Source organism: Brachybacterium sp. GPGPB12, from assembly GCF_038396325.1.
Classification (GTDB): Bacteria; Actinomycetota; Actinomycetes; order Actinomycetales; family Dermabacteraceae; genus Brachybacterium; species Brachybacterium conglomeratum.
Window position 1 is genome coordinate 3,636,804 of record NZ_CP149573.1, and the last position, 17,439, is coordinate 3,654,242.

Consider the following 17,439-nt stretch of genomic DNA (forward strand, 5'->3'; position numbering starts at 1 on the left):
CTCAGGCCTCGGAGCGGGCGCTGTCGGCGGACCGCCCGCCGTCCTCGTGCGCGTTCATCTCGTCGTAGGTGCGCTCGGCCTCCTCGCGCGCGATCTGGGCGAGGTCCGCGTCGAGGTCGGCGATCATGCCGCGGGCGTCGGCGACGATGTCCTCGTCCTCGATCTCCAGGCCGTGCTCGAGCCACTCCGCGACCGCGAACTCGCCCAGCGCCTGCGCCCGCTCCATCAGCCGGGGATGGCTCGAGGTGGGCGACTCCTCGCGGTACGCGGCGTACAGGGAGTCGAACCGCTCCGGGTCCAGCGAGGAGATCAGCCAGGCCAGATCCGCCGCGGGATCGCCGACGATCGAGGAGGACCAGTCCCGCACGGCGCTGAGGCGCCGGCCCGAGACGAACAGGCTCTCCTCCGACAGGTCCCCGTGGATGAACTGGGGCGTGAAGTCCCACAGCTCCTGATCGGCCAGCGGCGTGTCCCACCGCTGCGCGACCGCGGCGGGCAGGTGCCCGGCGGCATGGACCTTGTCGATCCGGGCACGGTGGCGGGCGTGCAAGACCTCCGGGGTGAAGGACTCCACCCCGGCGGACTCCGCGGCGTAGCGCGGCACGGTGTGGATCCGGGCGAGGACCTCGCCGAGGGAGCGGGCGAGCTCCTCGCTGTCCTGGAGGTCGTCGAGCATGAGCGGCCGGCCGACGGGGGCCTCGGTCACCGCGCCGCGCCCGCCCTCGGGGAGCTTGACGTAGCCGAGCACGGGCGGGATCACGGCCTTCAGCGGGGTCCCGGTGAGGGCATCGGCGACGCGCAGGTCGCGCTCGAGATGGATCCCTGCCGCCGTGGTGGCGGGGGAGTGGACCAGCACTCGGCGGCCGTCCTCCGCGACCACTCCGGCGACGTCGAGATCCTCGACCGGGGTGGCGATGGAGGAGGCCCGCACCGGGGTCAGCCCGGGGACCGCCGCCGCGGCGAGGGCGACCATGGAGTAGGAGTTGCGATGCACGCGTCCACCGTACCCGTCCCGACCCCGCCCGCCGGTTAGGCTCGAGGCCATGCCGACGCTCCGTGGACCGCATCTCAACACGCCCCTGACCCTCCTGGGCTCCGACCGCGACGCGCCGCTGCGCGGCGAGGACGGAGTGCTCGCCCCCGGCGAGGACGCCCGCTATCTCGTCACCCGCGCCGGGGCGGTCACCCTCTCCGAGGACGAGCACGGCACGCCGCACGCCGTGCTGGAGACCGCGGACCCTCGCGGCGGCACCGCCCAGCCGCTGGTGCCGCTGGGCCGACGTGACGGCGTGCGGGTGCTCGCCGTGGAGATCCCCGAGCCGAGCCCCGAGCTCGACGACCCCGGCCGTGATCTGCGCGACCTCCGGCGCGTCGCGGACCGGCTGGCCGATGCGGATGCCGACCTCGCCGCGGCCGCGGTCGCGATGGGTGCCTGGCACCGCTCGATGCGGCACTGCCCGCTGTGCGGCGGGTCGCTCGAGCCCGAGAAGGCAGGCTGGGTCCTGCGGCCGCCGTGAGGACGGCGTCGAGCAGTTCCCCCGCACCGACCCGGCAGTGATCATGGCCGTGCGGGACGGCCAGGACCGCCTGCTGCTGGCCCGCAACGCCCACTTCCGCGGCCGCTTCCACTCGGTTCTCGCAGGCTTCGTCGAGCCCGGAGAGAGCCTCGAGAACGCCATCGCCCGGGAGGTCGCCGAGGAGGTGGGCGTGACCGTCACCGAGGTCGAATACATGGGCGCCAGCCCTGGCCCTTCCCGCGCTCGCTCATGCTCGGCTACCGCGCCTGGGCGCCGGAGGCAGGCGAGCTCACCCTCCAGGACGAGGAGATCGCCGAGGCGCGCTGGTTCAGCCGCGAGGAGCTCGCCGCCGCTCTCGCGGCCGACGAGATCGAGTCGCCCGGCCCCGCCTCGATGGGCCGCGCCCTGATCGACGACTGGTACGGCCGCTCCGCCGAGGCCTGAGCGGCGCTCGCCGGCCCGGCTCGACCTGCGGGGTCCTGCGCCCTCGGCTCGACGTCGGCGAGGGCAATGGTCAGTCGATGGCGCGTGGCGTACCTCTACGCCTATAGAGGCGTAGAGGTACGCCACGCGCCATCACCCGTGAGGTGCCCGGCCGAGACTGCCGCGGCCGCTCGTGTCCCGACGCCCCGGCGAGGTGTGAGGCACCCGCCGTCCACAGCACCCCGTGGAGCGTCGCACCGCCCTGGCAGGATGGAGGGCGATGACCGACCAGACCGCCGCCCCCGACGCCACCGCCCCCTCCGCCCCGCCAGATGCGGAGTCGCTCCTCGCCGCGCTCGACCCCGAGCGGCGCGAGGTGGCGGAGAGCTTCGGCACGCCGCTGTGCGTGCTCGCCGGCGCCGGCACCGGGAAGACCCGCGCGATCACCCACCGCATCGCGTACGGCGTCAGCACCGGTCAGCTGAACCCCCGCCACGTCCTCGCCGTCACCTTCACCGCGAAGGCCGCCGCCGAGATGCGCTCGCGCCTGCGGGACCTGGGCGTGCCCGCCGTGCAGGCCCGCACCTTCCACTCCGCCGCGCGCGCCAGCCGCGCCACTTCTGGCCCCGCGTCGTCGGCGGGTCGATGCCCGACATCATCGCCAGCAAGTACGCCGCGGTGGGGGAGGCCTGCTCCCGCCTGCACCTCAGCGTGGACCGCGCGGCGGCGCGCGACATCGTCGCCGAGGTCGAGTGGTCGCGGGTGTCGATGCTGACCCCCGAGACCTATCCGGACGCGGCCGCGCAGGCCCGCCGCCCGGGAGTGGCCGGCTTCGACTCCCGCTCCATCTCCCGCATCCTCACCCAGTACGAGGAGGTGAAGAAGGAGCACAACGTCATCGACTTCGAGGACGTGCTCGCTGCACATGGTCGGCTTCCTCACCGAGCGCGGCGACGTCGCCCGCGAGGTCCGCTCCCAGTACAAGCACTTCGTCGTCGACGAGTACCAGGACGTCTCCGCCCTGCGCACGCGCGCCGCTGCGGCTGTGGCTGGGCACCTCCGACGACCTGTGCGTGGTGGGCGACGCCGCCCAGACCATCTACACCTTCGCCGGCGCCCGCGCCTCCTACCTCCTGGACTTCCGCAGCGAGTTCAAGCGCGCCCGCACCATCCGCCTCGAGCGCAACTACCGCTCCACCCCGGAGATCGTGCGCATGGCCAACACCGTCCTCGACGGCGCGCAGGGCCGCACCCGCGCCGGTCGTCTCACCCTCGTCTCCCAGCGCGATGCCGGGCCGCCGCCGCTGGTGGAGTCCTTCCCCGACGACGCCGCCGAGGCCGACGGGATCGCCGACCGCATCGGCGCGCTGATCGGCGAGGGCCGCACCGCCTCCGAGATCGCGATCCTGTTCCGCACCAACAGCCAGTCCGAGGCGTTCGAGCAGGCGCTCACCGCCCTCGGCATCGGCTACCTGGTGCGCGGCGGGGACCGCTTCTTCGAACGGCAGGAGGTGCGGCGCGCGATGGTGTCCCTGCGCGCCGCGACCCGGGTCGAACAGCTCGACCCGGCCCGCGCCGTCCGCGACGTCCTCTCCCAGCAGGGCTGGTCCGAGCAGGCCCCCGAGACCACCGGCGCGATCCGCGACCGCTGGGACTCGCTGAACGCCCTCGTCGGCCTCACCGACACCATCACCGCCCGCCCCGGGGCGACCATGGCCGACGTGGTCCGCGAGCTCGAGGAGCGGGCCGAGTCGCAGGCCGCGCCCGTCGTCGACGGCGTCACCCTCGCCTCAGTCCACGCCGCCAAGGGCCTGGAGTGGCCGGTCGTGTTCGTGGTCGGCGCGAGCGACGGGCTGTCGCCGATCTCCATGGCCAAGACCCCGGCCGAGGTCGAGGAGGAGCGGCGACTGTTCTACGTCGCCCTCACCCGCGCCCGCGACCTGCTCACCGTCAGCTGGGCCGCGGCCCGCACACCCCCGGCGCCCGCGGCTCCCGCAAGCCTTCCCGCTTCCTCGACGGGGTGCTCGCCCATCCCGACTCCCCGCGCACCGCGCCCGGTCCCGGACCGCGCCGCACCGGCCGCCGCTCCGCCACCGTCTACTCCGAGTGCCGGGTGTGCGGGCAGGGCCTCGTCTCCGCCGCCGAGCAGCGGCGCGGCCGCCACGACGGTCGCCCCTCCACCGCCGGGCCCGAGCTCCTCGCCGAGCCGCGGCTGGCGGCGCGAGGAGTCCGGCCGGCGCGGCGTCCCCGCCTACGCCGTGCTCACCGATGCCGCCCTCGAAGCCGTCGCCGAGCGCGCACCCCGCACCGAGGAGGAGCCGCTGGCCGTGCCCGGGATCGGCCCCGCGAAGGTCTCCTCCTACGGCGCCGCGCCGCTGCAGATCCTCGCCGGCCCCTCCGAGAAGGACTGAAACCGCAGGTCAAAAAATACTTCTGCATTCGCCGGGACGGGTGTAGAGTCCTCTACGTCAATCGTTCGGGTCGTGAGCCGGGAAGCCGGGGCACGCGCACAGAAAGGGGGTGGGTCTCGTGATCGTTTTCAGGAATCTGGCAGGAGCTGGCCTGCGCCCCCTCGGCGCGCCCGCTCTTCTGCCGCGCGAACGGGGCTATGCCCCCGCGGTGCTCCGCCTGAGCTGACGAGGTCCACCCTCGCTGCACGGGGCGGCACCGGCGCCGCCCCTCCCGCCCCTCCCGGGGCCGTCCTTCCCGACGACGTCGAAGCAGCGAGACGATGACTTCTCTACTGACCACCTTCCTGAACCCTGCGGACGCCTCCGCAGACATCTTCGCCGTGCCACGACGCGGACGCGGCCGACCTCTTCTTCTCCGAGCGCCCCGCCGACCTCGAGCAGGCCAAGCTCCTGTGCGCCGACTGCCCCCTGATCCAGGAGTGCCGCCAGGGCGCCCTGGACCGGGGCGAGCCCTGGGGCGTCTGGGGAGGCGCGATCTTCCAGGACGGCCGCATCATCGCCGTCAAGCGCGGCCGCGGCCGCCCGCGGAAGAACCCCCTCCCCGACGCCGACGCGGCATGAGCGCGCCCGCGACGGGCGAGGGGACGACGAAGGGCGGGGCACCGATGGTGCCCCGCCCTCCGCGGTCTGTGGAGGCAGAGCCTCGCAGTACGTCGACCAGCAGTCGTGTCTGCCTGATCTCCTACCGCTCGTGCTTCGCAGTACGTCGATCAGCAGTGCTTGCTGCCTGATCTCCTACCGCTCGTGCCTCGCAGTACGTCGATCAGCAGTGCTTGCTGCCTGATCTCCTACCGCTCGTGCCTCGCAGTACGTCGATCAGGCCTTGCCGAGGATCCGGTTCAGCTTGGTGCCGCACTCCGGGCACACGGCCTTGGCCATGCGACGACCGTTGGAGACGACGACGTTGCCCTCGGCCTCCCGCTTCTCGCGGCACTTGACGCAGTAGAACTCTCCGGCATAGGTCTCGTCGGCCATATCCGCTCCTCGTGGGTTCGTGAGTGATGAACATTCGCCGGCGCACGACTCTCGCCGCGGACCGGGACCGGACCACTGTAGCGGGGGCGCACATGCGCACGAATCAGGAACAGCCGCGGCGCGGCGCAGAAGAGGGGTGATCCGATCTGACCGGCCCGTCGTGCGCTTCGGGAGGCTGGGGGCTCCGGGGAGCCGAGGAAGTGCGCACGACGAGCCGATATCGGCGGCCCGACGGCGACGTGAGGCCGACCTGGGCCGTAGGACCCCGGGGGCGCTCAGCACCACGCGCACCTTCCCCGTGTGCGTCCTGCTAGTTATCCCGGGGTCCTACGTGCAGGGAAACCTAGCCCCTGCGGACCGGGCGGGTCAAAGACGGACCGGGGACCGACTGTGGACAACCGGCCGCATCCTGTGGACAGCCGGCCCCGCCCGGTGTGAACACTGTGGAGGAACCGTCATCGTCCCCGGTCACGACGCTCTGACCGGCCGAATCGCAGTGCACAGCTGTGGACGAAAAAACTTCGTCGACCGAGCGTGCCAGGCTTGCCCCATGAATGATCTGGTCCACCATGAGCGGCTGAGCGGGCCCCGCGGCGAGCGGGTGCTCGTGCGGCGCGGCGCACGACGCCGCCGCACCGTGTCCATCACGAGGCGCGACGGCGACATCGTGGTCGCGATCCCCGCCTCCTTCAGCGCCCGCCAGGAGCGGGACTGGGCACGGAAGATGGTCGACCAGATGGTCGCGCGGGAGGCGCGCGCACCCCGCGAGGCGCAGCGATGGAGAGCTGATGAGGATGGCACGCGAGGTCAGTGAGGCTCATCTCGGTGGCCGGGCCCACCCCGCCTCGGTGACGTGGTCCACACGCCAGAACACCCGCTGGGGCTCGTGCACCCCGGCAGACGGCACGATCCGGCTCTCGCACCAGCCGCAGGGCATGCCGGACTACGTGGTGCGCTCGGTGATGATGCACGAGCTGGTGCACCTGCTCGTGCCCGGCCACGGGCCCGAGTTCAAGGCCCTGATGGCCGCCTACCCGCAGGCGGAGAAGGCGCAGGGATTCCTCGACGGGGTCTCCTGGGTGAAGAACATGCCGCCGCTGGACGGCGACGACGTCGAGGAGGCCGCCGGAGAGGCCTGAGCGCGGCCGGGGCGGGCGGTGCCGCGCCCGCGGACGCCGTCGAGCACAGGCCAGCGCCGGACCGCGCGGCGCTGGAGCTCAGCGCTGGAGCTCAGCGCAGCGACGTCGCGAAGCGCTCCGCGACAGCATCCAGCGCGGCGGGCAGGTCCGGGACCACGCCCTCCGGCAGCAGCTTCGCCGCCGGGCCGGGCAGGGGAGTGCGGGAGGGCCAGGGGAACCACTGCACGTCCCCCGACTCCTCGCTCGCCCTGAGCGGCATCTGGGCCGCCGGGCGCGGGGCGCGCAGCAGGTACTGCACGTCCCAGTGCTCCTGGCGGCGGCCGAAGGCGGCGTCCAGCCCGTGACGGTGGAGCATGGCCGGGCCCTCGCCGATGCGCTCCAGGCCCGACAGTCCGATCTCCTCGGCGACCTCGCGCCGCGCCGCCTGCTCGAGGCTCGTCTCGCCGTCCTCGAGATGACCGCCGGGCCGCACCCAGAAGCGGCCCTTGAGGTGCCAGACGAGCGCCACGTGCTCGCCCGGCGCATCGGTCACGATCGCGCTCGCGGTGAGATGGCGCGGCCCGCCGTCGCGGTACAGGGCGCGCGGCACGCCCGTCAGCAGGTCGAGGAACTCCCGGGCGAGGGCGGGCGTCGAGGCCGCGCCCTCGAGTGCGAGGGCGAGCTCTGTCGCCGCCGGCTCGGGCGCGGCCGACGACGTCGGAGCGCTCACGGGCGGCTCGGCGGCAGGAGCCCGATCCGCCACCGGCGAGGCGTCCGCGGTGCCGTCGTCCACCTCAGCGGGCATCGCCCGCCGGGCCGTTCCCGTCCTGGTCGGTGCCGGACCCGTCGGAGTCGCCGCTGTCCGAACCGCCGTCGTCGGTGGACTCCCCATCGCCCGGGCCCTCGCCGTCCTCGCGCGACCGGCCCTGCTCGTCCTCGTGGGGCGCGTCGTCCACGCCCTCGCCGGCCAGCGGCTTCTCGAGCTCCGCGTCGAAGTCGGCGGGGATGGTGACGTCGGCGAGCTCCTCCGCGCCCTCGGCCGGGGCGGCGGCGTCGGTCCTCGGCGCCTGCGGCGTGCCCGAGAGCACCTCCGCCGTGGGCGCAGGTCGGGGTGGTCCCACTTCGCCTCACGGCCGGACTCGCCCTCGGTGGCCAGCACGGATTCCCACCAGGACAGCGCCTCGCGCACGCGGCGCGGACGCATCTCGATGCCGATGGTCTTCGAGAGCATCTGCTCGGCCGGGCCGCCGGCCGCGCGGCGGCGGCGCGGCACCTCGCGCGGCGCCTCCAGGTCCGGCGCCTTGCCGGTCAGCGCCTTGGTGGTGACGTGGTCGACCCACGCCTCGATGAGTGCGAGGGTGGTCGCGAGCTCCTCGAGAGCCCGCTCCTGCGAGGCGCGGCGCGTGAAGACGAACATCTCCTCGGGCCGGCGCGCCTGCATCGACTGCGGGTCCGAGAGGTCCAGGTCCCGCACCATCTCGTCGAGCGCGTCGAGATCCAGGGTGATCCCGCGCGAGTAGTCCTCGATCGCGGAGAACAGGGCGCGTCCCAGCCACGGCGCGGCGGTGAAGAGCGCTGTGTGCGCGATCTCGCGGGAGGCGAGGAAGATCCGCGTCGACGCCGGGTCGAGGGAGTGCGCTGAGATCAGGTCCTCGACGTTGGCGGCGACCAGCGCCGGCTCGCCGTCGCGGCCGAGCGGCGACCCCAGGTCCGTGGTGCCGGAGATCTCCCGGGCCAGCGCCCCGATCGCGTGACCGAACTGGACGCCGAACATCGTCCCGCCGATGCGCTCCATCATCCCGGCCGGATCGCCGCCGCCGGGCATCTGCATCCCGCCCGCGCCCATGGCGCCCAGATCGCCCATCTGCCCCATCTGCGCGCTGATCGCCTCGCCGATGGCGCCGGCCATGTACTTCGCGACCGGCTCCACGATCGGCTTCCAGCGCGGCAGGGTGCGCGCGAGCCAGGTGCCGCGGCTGTACACCTGCGGCTCCGCGGAGGGCACGTCGATCGCGAGCACCGGGTCCAGCCACAGCCGCGCCACCTGCGCCGCCTGGCGCGGCTCGGCGACCTGCTCGGCCGAGGGGCTCGGATCGCCAGGCGTGCCGGACGGCGTCTCGACGCCCGGCAGGGTCACCTGCCCGGCGGCGGTGCGACGCGCGAGGTCCTCCGCCATCTGCCAGTTCACGGGGCTGTCGCCCTGGGCGGCGAAGAGGTTCTGCATCTGGGCGGCGGCCGCGCGCGCCTGCGCGGGGTCCTGGGGGAGGTTCGCCTCTCGCGCCAGGGCGGAGAGGTCCAGCCCGTCCAGCGCTCCCTCGGGGAGCGCGTCCCCGAAAGTCTCCTTCAGGAAGCGCTTCAGCGCCTCCTCGTCCATGTCACCGGGTCCACCCGGGATCGGGGCATCGCTCATGGCCACCTCCTGCGGTCCGTGGGGTCCCCAGGGTACCGACCGCACCCCGGCGGCCGCGCTGACCGTCCCGCCCGGTGCGGCACAATGGGCCGGGTGACCGACGACCCCACGCCCCCTGCCCGCCGCCGCGGGGTGCGCGCGGCGGCCGCGCGCGCGATCGACGACGCGCGGCTCGCCCGGCCCCGGCTCGCACTGACGATGCTCGCGCCGCTGTGCGCGATGATCCTCGGCGGCTCCCTGCTCCCCGTGCCCTACGTCATCGAGCGGCCCGGGCCCGCCATCGACGTGCTCGGCGAGTGGGAGGACGAGGAGATCCTCGTCATCGACGGCGCCGAGACCCACCCCACCGACGGGTCGCTCATGATGACCACGGTCTCCGTCGACGGCGGGCCCGGCTACAGGGTGACCCCCGTCGAGGTCGTCGCCGCCTGGTTCGACCGCTCCAAGATGGTGTCGCCGCGCGAGGCGGTCTTCCCCGACGGGCAGACCCGCGAGCAGACCACCCTGACCAACACCGCCGCGATGAGCACCTCCCAGCAGGACGCCGTCGCGGTCGCCCTGGACGAGCTCGACATCGAGTACCGCGACGTCGTGATGATCGCGGGCGTCCAAGAGGACGGCGCCGCGGCCGGCACCCTCGAGGGCGGCGACGTGATCGTCTCCGTCGGCGGGCGGACCGCCGGCGACGTGCAGGGCTATCGCGACCTCATCGCCGCCGTGCCCGAGGGCGAGGACGTGGAGATGACCGTGCGCCGCGACGGCGTGGAGAAGGACCTCCAGGTCCCCACCGAACTCGTCGACGGCACGCCGCGGATGGGGGTGATCCTCGCCGAGGGCCACGAGTTCCCGCTCGACATCGACATCGCCGTCGGCGACGTCGGCGGCCCGAGCGCGGGGCTGATCTTCTCCCTGTCCGTCTACGACGAGCTGACCGAGGGGGCCCTCACCGGCGGGCACGCCATCGCCGGGACCGGCACCATCGCCGAGGACGGCACCGTCGGCTCCATCGGCGGTATCCGCCAGAAGATGGTCGGCGCGGAGGAGTCCGACGCCGAGTTCTTCCTGGCCCCCTCCGCGAACTGCGAGGAGGTCGTCGGCTACGAGCCCGACGGGCTCGAGGTCGTCGCCGTCGGCACCTTCGAGGAGGCCCTCGAGGCGACGACCACCATCGCCGAGACCGGCACCGTCGAAGGACTCCCCACCTGTGAGGACGTGACCCCATGAGCAAGAAGAACCGACGACGCGCCCCGCGGCGCCCCACCGTCGTCTTCGACTTCGGCGGCGTGCTGAGCGCCGGCCACGACCCGGTCCCCGACATCCACGAGCGGCTCGGCGGAGACGTCGAGGCCGTCGGCGAGGCGCTGTGGGCCGAGCGCGGCGACTACGACGCCGCCCGCACCAGCCCTGCCGAGTACTGGGGGTTGGTCGCCCGCGCCGCCGGCGTGGAGGAGCTCACCGCTGCGGAGATCGACGAGCCGCAGGACGCCGACAACCGCTACTTCCTGCGCGTGGAGCCCGATTCCCGCGCGCGCGCTGCACGACCTCGCCCGCAACGACGTGCGCATGGCGCCGCTGTCCAACGCCTCGGCCGCCTTCGGCGAGGCGGTGCGGAAGGCCGACTGGTTCGAGGCCTTCACCCTCGCGGTGATCTCCGCCGAGGAACGCACCGTGAAGCCCGAGCGGGAGATCTACGAGGTGTCGCTGGACGTGCTGGCGCACGAGACCGGGGAGTGCGGCTCCCCTCGGCGGTGATCTTCTTCGACGACCGCGCGGAGAACGTCCAGGCCGCCCGGGCGCTCGGCATCGACGCGCATCTCTGGCCCCGCAACGGCGATCCGCGCCCCGAGGGCACCGAGCCCGGCGTGAGCATCGCCCGGCGGGTGCTCGCCGAGCGCGGAGTCCCGACGGACTGAGCCGGTTCGCCCTCCATCTGGGCGGCCCGAGCCGGGCCCGGGCGGGTCGCGCGGAGGGCGGGCGGGGTAGAGTCGGTCATCGCGACGACTCCCGTGCGGCGCCGCCCTGCGGCGCGCCGGTGAGAGACCAGCACTCCGACCGCTCTCCGACAAGGACACCACATTGGCAGAGTTCATCTACACGATGTACAAGGCCCGCAAGGCCGTGGGCGACAAGGTCATCCTCGATGACGTCACCATGAGCTTCTACCCGGGCGCGAAGATCGGCATGGTCGGCCCCAACGGCGCCGGCAAGTCGACCATCCTGAAGATCATGGCGGGGCTGGACCAGCCCTCCAACGGCGAGGCCCGCCTCAGCCCGGGATACTCCGTCGGCATCCTGCCGCAGGAGCCGCCGCTGGACGAGTCCAAGACCGTCCTGGAGAACGTCCAGGAGGGCATGGGCGAGCTGTTCAAGAAGGTCCAGCGCTTCAACGCCATCGGCGAGGAGATGGCCGAGCCCGACGCGGACTTCGACGCGCTGATGGAGGAGATGGGCAAGCTCCAGACCGAGATCGACGCCCAGAACGGCTGGGACCTCGACTCGCAGCTCGAGCAGGCGATGGACGCGCCGCGGCGCCCGCCCGGCGACGAGCCCGTCACCCACCTCTCCGGCGGTGAGCGCCGTCGCGTGGCGCTGTGCAAGCCGCTGCTGGAGAAGCCCGACCTGCTGCGCTGCTGGACGAGCCCACCAACCACCTCGACGCCGAGAGCGTGCTCTGGCTCGAGCAAAGACCTCCAGCAGTACGAGGGCGCCGTCATCGCCGTCACCCACGACCGCTACTTCCTCGACCACGTCGCGGAGTGGATCGCCGAGGTCGACCGCGGCCACCTCTACCCCTACGAGGGCAACTACTCCACCTATCTGCAGAAGAAGGAGGAGCGCCTCCAGGTCCAGGGCAAGAAGGACCAGAAGCTCGCCAAGCGCCTCAAGGAGGAGCTGGACTGGGTCCGCTCCAACGCCAAGGGCCGCCAGGCGAAGTCCAAGTCCCGTCTGGCCCGCTACGAGGAGATGGCCGCAGAGGCCGAGAAGACCCGCAAGCTCGACTTCGAGGAGATCACCATCCCGCCCGGCCCCCGCCTGGGCAACCAGGTGATCGAGGCGAAGGACCTGAAGAAGGGCTTCGGCGAGCGGATGCTCATCGACGGGCTCTCCTTCTCCCTGCCGCCGAACGGCATCGTGGGCGTCATCGGCCCCAACGGCGTCGGCAAGACCACCCTGTTCAAGACCATCGTGGGCCTCGAGCCCCTGGACGGCGGCGAGCTGAAGATCGGTCAGAGCGTCAAGATCAGCTACGTCGACCAGAACCGCGAGAACATCGATCCGGAGAAGAACCTCTGGGAGGTCGTCTCCGACGGGCTGGACTTCATCCAGGTCGGCAAGGTCGAGATCCCCTCGCGCGCCTACGTCTCCCAGTTCGGCTTCAAGGGCCCGGACCAGCAGAAGAAGGCCGGCGTGCTCTCCGGCGGCGAGCGCAACCGCCTGAACCTCGCGCTCACCCTCAAGCAGGGCGGCAATGTGTCGCTCCTGGACGAGCCGACGAACGACCTGGACGTGCAGACCCTCGGCTCGCTCGAGAACGCGTCGCTGGAGTTCCCCGGGCGCGCCGTGGTCGTCTCCCACGACCGCTGGTTCCTCGACCGCGTCGCCACCCACATCCTGGCCTACGAGGGCACCGAGGAGAACCCGGCGAACTGGTACTGGTTCGAGGGCAACTTCGAGTCCTACCAGCAGAACAAGGTCGCCCGCCTGGGCGAGGAGGCCGCGCGCCCGCACCGCGTGACCTACCGCCGCCTGACCCGCGACTGAGGTCCGGGCCGGGAGCACCGGTCCAGCCGCCGGAAGGGGCCGATCACCGCGAGGTGATCGGCCCCTTCCGTCGTCCCGGCATCGTCCCGGCCGGCTCGGAGAGCGGGCGCCGACGTCGGGCCGCGATCCGCGCCGGACGAGCGCCTCGCTCAGATGCCGCTGATCCCGGGGTCGAGCGTGGCCACCACCCGCGGGGAGGGGGAGCCGGAGCCGCTGCCCGGTGCGATCTCCCGCGTGACCAGCAGACGATCGGCCGTCCCGTCGGCGGTGAACGCGATCTTGCCGTCGCGGGAGAGGTCCAGCACGCCCAGGCTCCGCGCGACCCCGTCGGTCTCGCCCCACAGCTCGAGCACCTCGCCGTCCCAGCCGGCGACGCCCTCGGCGCGCGCCGCCACGCCGTCCTCCGCGATCACCGCCTGCCAGGTGCCGTTGTCGCTCAGCCCCGGCACGAGCCGCGCCTCGGGGGAGAGGGAGAGCGTCGCCCAGGTGTCGGTGAACTCCTCGGCCTCGGCGAGATCGCCGCGGGTGGTCACCAGCGACCCGCCCAGCACCAGGGCGGCCACCGCCAGGAGCGCGGCGAGCGTGCGGGAGATCCAGGGCGTGCGGCGCGTCCCGGCGCGGGCCTGCTGTCGGCGCCGGCGGCGAGCACGGCGGCCGCGCTCCGCCTCGTCGCCGGGGCGGAAGGCGAAGGAGGGGGCGGCGTCCGGGGCGGACTGCTCGCCGCCGGAGGGGACGGGGGTCGGGGCCGAGGGGGCCGACACCCCGGGCGCCGCGGCCGGTGCGGCACCGGGACGGGCAGGCGGCCCCACCATACGGCGCTGCGAGACCGTGCCCAGCACCGGGGTCGCGTAGTCGCCGCTGTAGGCCGCCTCGGGCGCCGGGGCGGGGACCGGCTCCGGGGCGAAGCCCTCGAGCACGGCCACATGCAGGTCCCGCGAGGGCGGGACGGCGGTCAGGAGCGTCAGCCGCGCCGCCGCCTCGATCGCGTGGCGGTGCACGCCCGCGGTCTCGGGACCTCGCGCGATCTCCTTCAGTCGTGCCTGCTCCGAGGGGTCCGCGAGGGCCAGGGCGTCGAGCGCGGCCAGGGCCCGCGGCTCCGGGTCCTCCGGGCCGCCGAGGGGCACGAGCGCGTCGAGGACCCGGGCGAGGGCGGTCGCGGCTCCGGGCCGCTCGGCCCCCGTCGCTGCGAAGCGGCCCTGCGCGGCGGACTCGACGAGGGCGCGCTGGGGCAGCGGGAGGACGAGCAGGACCCGCGGCGACGTCCACCTCCCGTCGGTCACGGGTGCGGTCGTTCGCGGCGGCGGGGGAGACCAGCGAGCGGACGTCGCCGCTGGGACGGGTCGCGAGCGCCGCGCGTCGGGCCCGGTCCAGCACCGCCGCCTCGCCGGGCAGGCCGCTCGCGGCGAGCTCGGCGAAGATCGCGCAGGCACGAGCGCAGCACGCTGACGGTGAGGGCCGACGCGCGGGCGGCGGAGCCGGTCACGTGGACCGCGAGACCGTGGATCCGCGGCCCGAGCACGTCCAGCGCCGCACCGGTCGCGCGACGGTCCCCGCCCGCGGTGCGCCGCAGGAGGGTGCGCACCGGATCGAGCCGCTCCCCGAGATCGATCGTGTCCTCCGGGATCCCGGGAAGATCCATGACGTCGCCGGTCGCTGCCTCGCTGACCATCCGGGCCCCTCCATGCGCTGTGCTCTCTTCGACGGCACCGCCCCCACGGTGCCGATCCCCATTGTGGCAGGCAGGAGCGCCGTCTCGGGCGCAGAGCGCGCGGAGCGGGGACGAGTGGGGGAGGAGGAGGGGAGCGGGGGTCGCTGAAAGTTCTTGCAAGAGGGTTGACAGATCGTGACGGCCACTCGCGCGGATGAACTGGAGGTGCCCCAACAGTGCTGGTGAGGGTCCAGAAATTCTCCCGGTCTTCGGTGATCCCGACACGCAAGACCATTGCAAGAAGGAGGCCCGGCTCGGGTATCTTGGTGGCCATGAAGCCGATCTCCACGATCACCGTCGCCTCCGAGCTCCCGGACGCCCTCGCCCCCCTGCGCGATCTCGCGCTGAACCTGCGCTGGTCCTGGCGTCGACAGACCGTCGACCTGTTCCGCGACCTGGACCCGCAGGCCTTCGTCGACAGCGGCGAGAACCCCTTCGCGATGTCGCCCATGGTGCCCGCCGGGCGCCTGGCCGAGGCGGCGCGGGACGAGTCCTTCCTCACACGGATGCGCTCCGAGGTCGAGGACCTGCGCACCTATCTCGACTCCGGCCGCTGGTTCCAGCGCACCGTCCCCAGCGAGCAGGGCACCGGCCAGGGCTCCTCGATCGCGTACTTCTCCATGGAGTTCGGGATCACCCCCACCCTGCCGATCTACTCCGGCGGCCTCGGCATCCTCGCCGGCGACCACCTGAAGTCCGCCTCGGACCTCGGCGTCCCCCTGACCGCCATCGGCCTGCTCTACCAGTGGGGCTACTTCTCCCAGTCCCTGGATCGCAGCGGCTGGCGAGAGGAGGAGTACCGCCTCAACGACCCCGCCGACCTTCCCGTCGAGCCCGTCCTCGAGCAGGACGGCACCCAGCTCACCGTCCGCGTGACCCTCCCGGGAGGCCGCGACGTGGCGATCGCCGTGTGGAAGGCCCAGGTGGGCCGGGTCGCGCCGCTCCTGCTGGACACGAACGTCGAGGGCAACGACGAGTCCGCCCGCCAGATAACCGACCGCCTCTACGGCGGCGACCACGAGCACCGCATCGTCCAGGAGATCGTCCTGGGCATCGGCGGCGTCCGCGCCGTGCAGGAGTACGCCCGCGTCACCGGCGGACCGGCCCCCACCGTCTTCCACCTCAACGAGGGCCACGCCGGGTTCTCCGGGCTGGAGCGCGTGGGTCGCCTGATCGAGGCCGGCGCCGGGTTCTCCGAGGCCGTCGCCGAGGTGCGCGCCGGCACCGTCTTCACCACCCACACCCCGGTGCCCGCCGGCATCGACCGCTTCGACGCCTCGCAGGCGCGCGGCTACCTCGACGCCGACGAGAACGGGCTCTCCCGCCTGATCCCCTCCTCCCGGTCGAGGCCGCGCTCGCGCTCGGCATCGAGGAGGGCGGCGACATCTTCAACATGGCCCAGCTCGGCTTCCGCATCGCCCAGCGCTCCAACGGCGTCGCGAAGCTCCACGGCGCCGTCTCCCGCGCCATGTTCCAGAACCTGTATCCGGGCTTCGACGTGCCCGAGGTCCCGATCGGCTCGGTCACCAACGGCGTGCACCGCCGCACCTGGACCTCCGCCCACATGGATGACCTGTACAAGAAGGCGCTCGGCGACGTCGACATCTCCTCCATGTCGGACTGGAGCGCGCTGTCGGCCCTCACGGACCACGAGCTCACCTCCACCCGGGACGCGGCCGCGCGCGGACCTCGTGGCGATGGCGCGCAAGCACGTGAAGGACTCCTGGTCGCGCCGCGGGGCCGACGAGGCCGAGCTCGCCTGGACCGACCACATCCTCGACCCGGGCGTCCTGACCATCGGCTTCGCCCGCCGCGTCTCGACCTACAAGCGGCTGACGCTGATGCTCTCGGATCCCGAGCGTCTCAAGCGGATCCTGCTGGACGAGGAGCGCCCGGTCCAGATCGTCGTGGCGGGCAAGTCCCACCCGGCCGACCGCCCCGGCAAGGAGTTCCTCCAGCAGCTGGTGCAGTTCGCCGACGACCACGGCGTGCGCCACCGGATCGTGTTCCTGCCCGACTACGACATCCGCATGGCCTCGGTGCTGATCGCCGGGGCCGACGTGTGGCTGAACAACCCCGTCCGCCCCGAGGAGGCCTCCGGCACCTCGGGCATGAAGGCCGTGCTCAATGGCGGTCTGACCTTCTCCATCTCCGACGGCTGGTGGGACGAGATGAAGGACGCCGCGGCCGGGTGGACGATCCCGACCGCGGACGTCGCCGACCAGGTCGAGCGCGACCGGATCGAGGCCGGGGCGCTGTACGAGATCCTCGAGCAGGAGATCGCGCCGCTGTTCTACGAGCGCGACGCGCGCGGGATGCGGCGCGGCTGGATGACGAAGGTCCGCTCCTCCCTGGTGCGGATCGCCCCGCAGATCACCGCCGCCCGGATGGTGCGCGACTACGTCACCGACCTCTACCTCCCGGCCTCCCGCGCCGCGGGCGCCTTCGCCGCGGATCCCGCGCTGGCCGGGGCGTTCACCGAGTGGAAGGCCCGTGTGGGCCAGGAGTGGTCGCAGATCGCCGTGCGCGATGTGCGCCTCGAGGGCACGACCGAGGGCCAGGTGGCGACCGGCGCCGAGGTCACCCTCTCGGCCGAGATCGACCTCGCCGGCCTCGCGGACGAGGACGTGCTGGTCGAGGCGGTCCTGGGAGAGGTCGCCGACGGGGATGAGATCATCGATCCGCGGCTGATCCCGCTGCGACGCGGGGACGACGGGCGCTTCGCCGCCCGCTTCGCTCTCGCCGTTCCCGGCCGGGTGGGTCGCACCGTGCGGGTCACCCCGCAAGCATCCGGTGCTGTCCTCCCGCGCCGAGCTCGGGCTGGTGACCACCGCCTGAGGCTCACCGCCCGACGCACCCGTCAGAGAGGCCTCGAACCCGTGCCGACCCGTCGACAGCTCCTGCTCACCGCCGCCGCGATGGGACTGGTCGGGGTCGGGGCCCTCTCCGGTCGCTCCCGCGGCGCCCCTGCCGAGCTCGAGGGCGGCGACCGGTCGCGGATGCGGGTGTGGAGCGAGGCGGCCGGCGCCGCCTACGAGGAGTCGCTGGCCGCGTT

At 73.2% G+C, this 17,439-nt stretch carries 13 protein-coding genes and 3 pseudogenes; 11 read left to right on the forward strand and 5 right to left on the reverse strand.

Going from position 1 to position 17,439, the window contains the following annotated elements:
* Position 1: 1 nt before the first annotated feature.
* Complete coding sequence (locus tag WKH84_RS21135) at positions 2–994, reverse strand: phosphotransferase (protein ID WP_341854998.1); 993 nt, start codon at positions 992–994, stop codon at positions 2–4.
* A gap of 49 nt (positions 995–1,043) precedes the next feature.
* Between WKH84_RS21135 and WKH84_RS21140 the strand changes: the two genes are divergently transcribed.
* The 5 genes and pseudogenes from WKH84_RS21140 to WKH84_RS21160 all read left to right on the forward strand — a co-directional run bounded on the left by WKH84_RS21140 (position 1,044) and on the right by WKH84_RS21160 (position 4,972).
* Positions 1,044–1,517 (forward strand): NUDIX-like domain-containing protein, encoded by a 474-nt coding sequence (locus WKH84_RS21140; protein WP_341854999.1) that lies wholly within the window; start codon positions 1,044–1,046, stop codon positions 1,515–1,517.
* 43 nt (positions 1,518–1,560) lie between these two features.
* A pseudogene (locus WKH84_RS21145) lies at positions 1,561–1,677 on the forward strand (NUDIX domain-containing protein); the annotation flags it as partial.
* Between the two features lie 89 nt (positions 1,678–1,766).
* Positions 1,767–1,961, forward strand: a complete 195-nt coding sequence (locus WKH84_RS21150; protein ID WP_341857051.1) for a hypothetical protein — start codon at positions 1,767–1,769, stop codon at positions 1,959–1,961.
* A 259-nt stretch (positions 1,962–2,220) separates the two neighbouring features.
* Positions 2,221–4,351, forward strand: a pseudogene (locus tag WKH84_RS21155) (ATP-dependent DNA helicase UvrD2).
* Positions 4,352–4,702: 351 nt separating this feature from the next.
* Positions 4,703–4,972, forward strand: coding sequence for a WhiB family transcriptional regulator (locus WKH84_RS21160; RefSeq protein WP_341856999.1), 270 nt, complete (start codon positions 4,703–4,705; stop codon positions 4,970–4,972).
* Between the two features lie 255 nt (positions 4,973–5,227).
* Here WKH84_RS21160 and WKH84_RS21165 read toward each other — a convergent pair whose 3' ends face one another.
* Positions 5,228–5,386: a DUF5679 domain-containing protein gene (locus WKH84_RS21165; protein ID WP_010551122.1), complete on the reverse strand. Its 159-nt coding sequence runs from the start codon at positions 5,384–5,386 to the stop codon at positions 5,228–5,230.
* 550 nt (positions 5,387–5,936) lie between these two features.
* Here WKH84_RS21165 and WKH84_RS21170 point away from each other — a divergent pair.
* Both WKH84_RS21170 and WKH84_RS21175 read left to right on the forward strand, forming a co-directional pair.
* Entirely contained in the window at positions 5,937–6,200 is a 264-nt protein-coding gene (locus WKH84_RS21170) for a hypothetical protein (RefSeq protein ID WP_341855000.1), read from the forward strand.
* The gene (locus WKH84_RS21175) at positions 6,175–6,525 is read left to right on the forward strand and encodes a M48 family metallopeptidase (protein ID WP_341855001.1); all 351 of its coding nucleotides are present in this window, start codon (positions 6,175–6,177) and stop codon (positions 6,523–6,525) included. The genes WKH84_RS21170 and WKH84_RS21175 overlap by 26 nt, the downstream gene beginning before the upstream one ends.
* A gap of 91 nt (positions 6,526–6,616) precedes the next feature.
* On the opposite strand, the gene WKH84_RS21180 is transcribed toward WKH84_RS21175, so the two are convergent.
* A complete protein-coding gene (locus WKH84_RS21180; protein WP_341855002.1) occupies positions 6,617–8,914 on the reverse strand; it encodes a zinc-dependent metalloprotease in 2,298 nt (765 codons plus the stop codon).
* Positions 8,915–8,998: 84 nt separating this feature from the next.
* Here WKH84_RS21180 and WKH84_RS21185 point away from each other — a divergent pair, with 84 nt between their 5' ends.
* The 3 genes from WKH84_RS21185 to ettA all read left to right on the forward strand — a co-directional run bounded on the left by WKH84_RS21185 (position 8,999) and on the right by ettA (position 12,676).
* Positions 8,999–10,138: a PDZ domain-containing protein gene (locus tag WKH84_RS21185; protein ID WP_341855003.1), complete on the forward strand. Its 1,140-nt coding sequence runs from the start codon at positions 8,999–9,001 to the stop codon at positions 10,136–10,138.
* Positions 10,135–10,827, forward strand: a complete 693-nt coding sequence (locus tag WKH84_RS21190; protein WP_341855004.1) for an HAD family phosphatase — start codon at positions 10,135–10,137, stop codon at positions 10,825–10,827. Before WKH84_RS21185 ends, WKH84_RS21190 begins: the two co-directional genes overlap by 4 nt.
* 163 nt (positions 10,828–10,990) lie before the next feature.
* Complete coding sequence (ettA, locus tag WKH84_RS21195; RefSeq protein ID WP_341855005.1) at positions 10,991–12,676, forward strand: energy-dependent translational throttle protein EttA; 1,686 nt, start codon at positions 10,991–10,993, stop codon at positions 12,674–12,676.
* A 149-nt stretch (positions 12,677–12,825) separates the two neighbouring features.
* On the opposite strand, the gene WKH84_RS21200 is transcribed toward ettA, so the two are convergent.
* Both WKH84_RS21200 and WKH84_RS21205 read right to left on the reverse strand, forming a co-directional pair.
* A complete protein-coding gene (locus tag WKH84_RS21200) occupies positions 12,826–13,956 on the reverse strand; it encodes a hypothetical protein (protein WP_341855006.1) in 1,131 nt (376 codons plus the stop codon).
* On the reverse strand, positions 13,953–14,345 hold the full coding sequence (locus WKH84_RS21205; RefSeq protein WP_341855007.1) for a hypothetical protein: 393 nt from the start codon (positions 14,343–14,345) through the stop codon (positions 13,953–13,955). Before WKH84_RS21205 ends, WKH84_RS21200 begins: the two co-directional genes overlap by 4 nt.
* A gap of 311 nt (positions 14,346–14,656) precedes the next feature.
* Here WKH84_RS21205 and glgP point away from each other — a divergent pair.
* A pseudogene (glgP, locus tag WKH84_RS21210) lies at positions 14,657–17,222 on the forward strand (alpha-glucan family phosphorylase).
* The last annotated feature ends 217 nt before the right edge of the window (positions 17,223–17,439 follow it).

Bases quoted from the DNA above. Each gene is read 5' to 3' on its own strand.
- WKH84_RS21170 (WP_341855000.1), top strand. From the start codon at position 5,937: ATGAATGATCTGGTCCACCATGAGCGGCTGAGCGGGCCCCGCGGCGAG.
- WKH84_RS21165 (WP_010551122.1), bottom strand. From the start codon at position 5,386: ATGGCCGACGAGACCTATGCCGGAGAGTTCTACTGCGTCAAGTGCCGC.
- WKH84_RS21185 (WP_341855003.1), top strand. From the start codon at position 8,999: ATGGGCCGGGTGACCGACGACCCCACGCCCCCTGCCCGCCGCCGCGGG.
- WKH84_RS21140 (WP_341854999.1), top strand. From the start codon at position 1,044: ATGCCGACGCTCCGTGGACCGCATCTCAACACGCCCCTGACCCTCCTG.
- WKH84_RS21180 (WP_341855002.1), bottom strand. From the start codon at position 8,914: ATGAGCGATGCCCCGATCCCGGGTGGACCCGGTGACATGGACGAGGAG.
- WKH84_RS21150 (WP_341857051.1), top strand. From the start codon at position 1,767: ATGCTCGGCTACCGCGCCTGGGCGCCGGAGGCAGGCGAGCTCACCCTC.
- WKH84_RS21175 (WP_341855001.1), top strand. From the start codon at position 6,175: ATGAGGATGGCACGCGAGGTCAGTGAGGCTCATCTCGGTGGCCGGGCC.
- WKH84_RS21205 (WP_341855007.1), bottom strand. From the start codon at position 14,345: ATGGTCAGCGAGGCAGCGACCGGCGACGTCATGGATCTTCCCGGGATC.
- WKH84_RS21190 (WP_341855004.1), top strand. From the start codon at position 10,135: ATGAGCAAGAAGAACCGACGACGCGCCCCGCGGCGCCCCACCGTCGTC.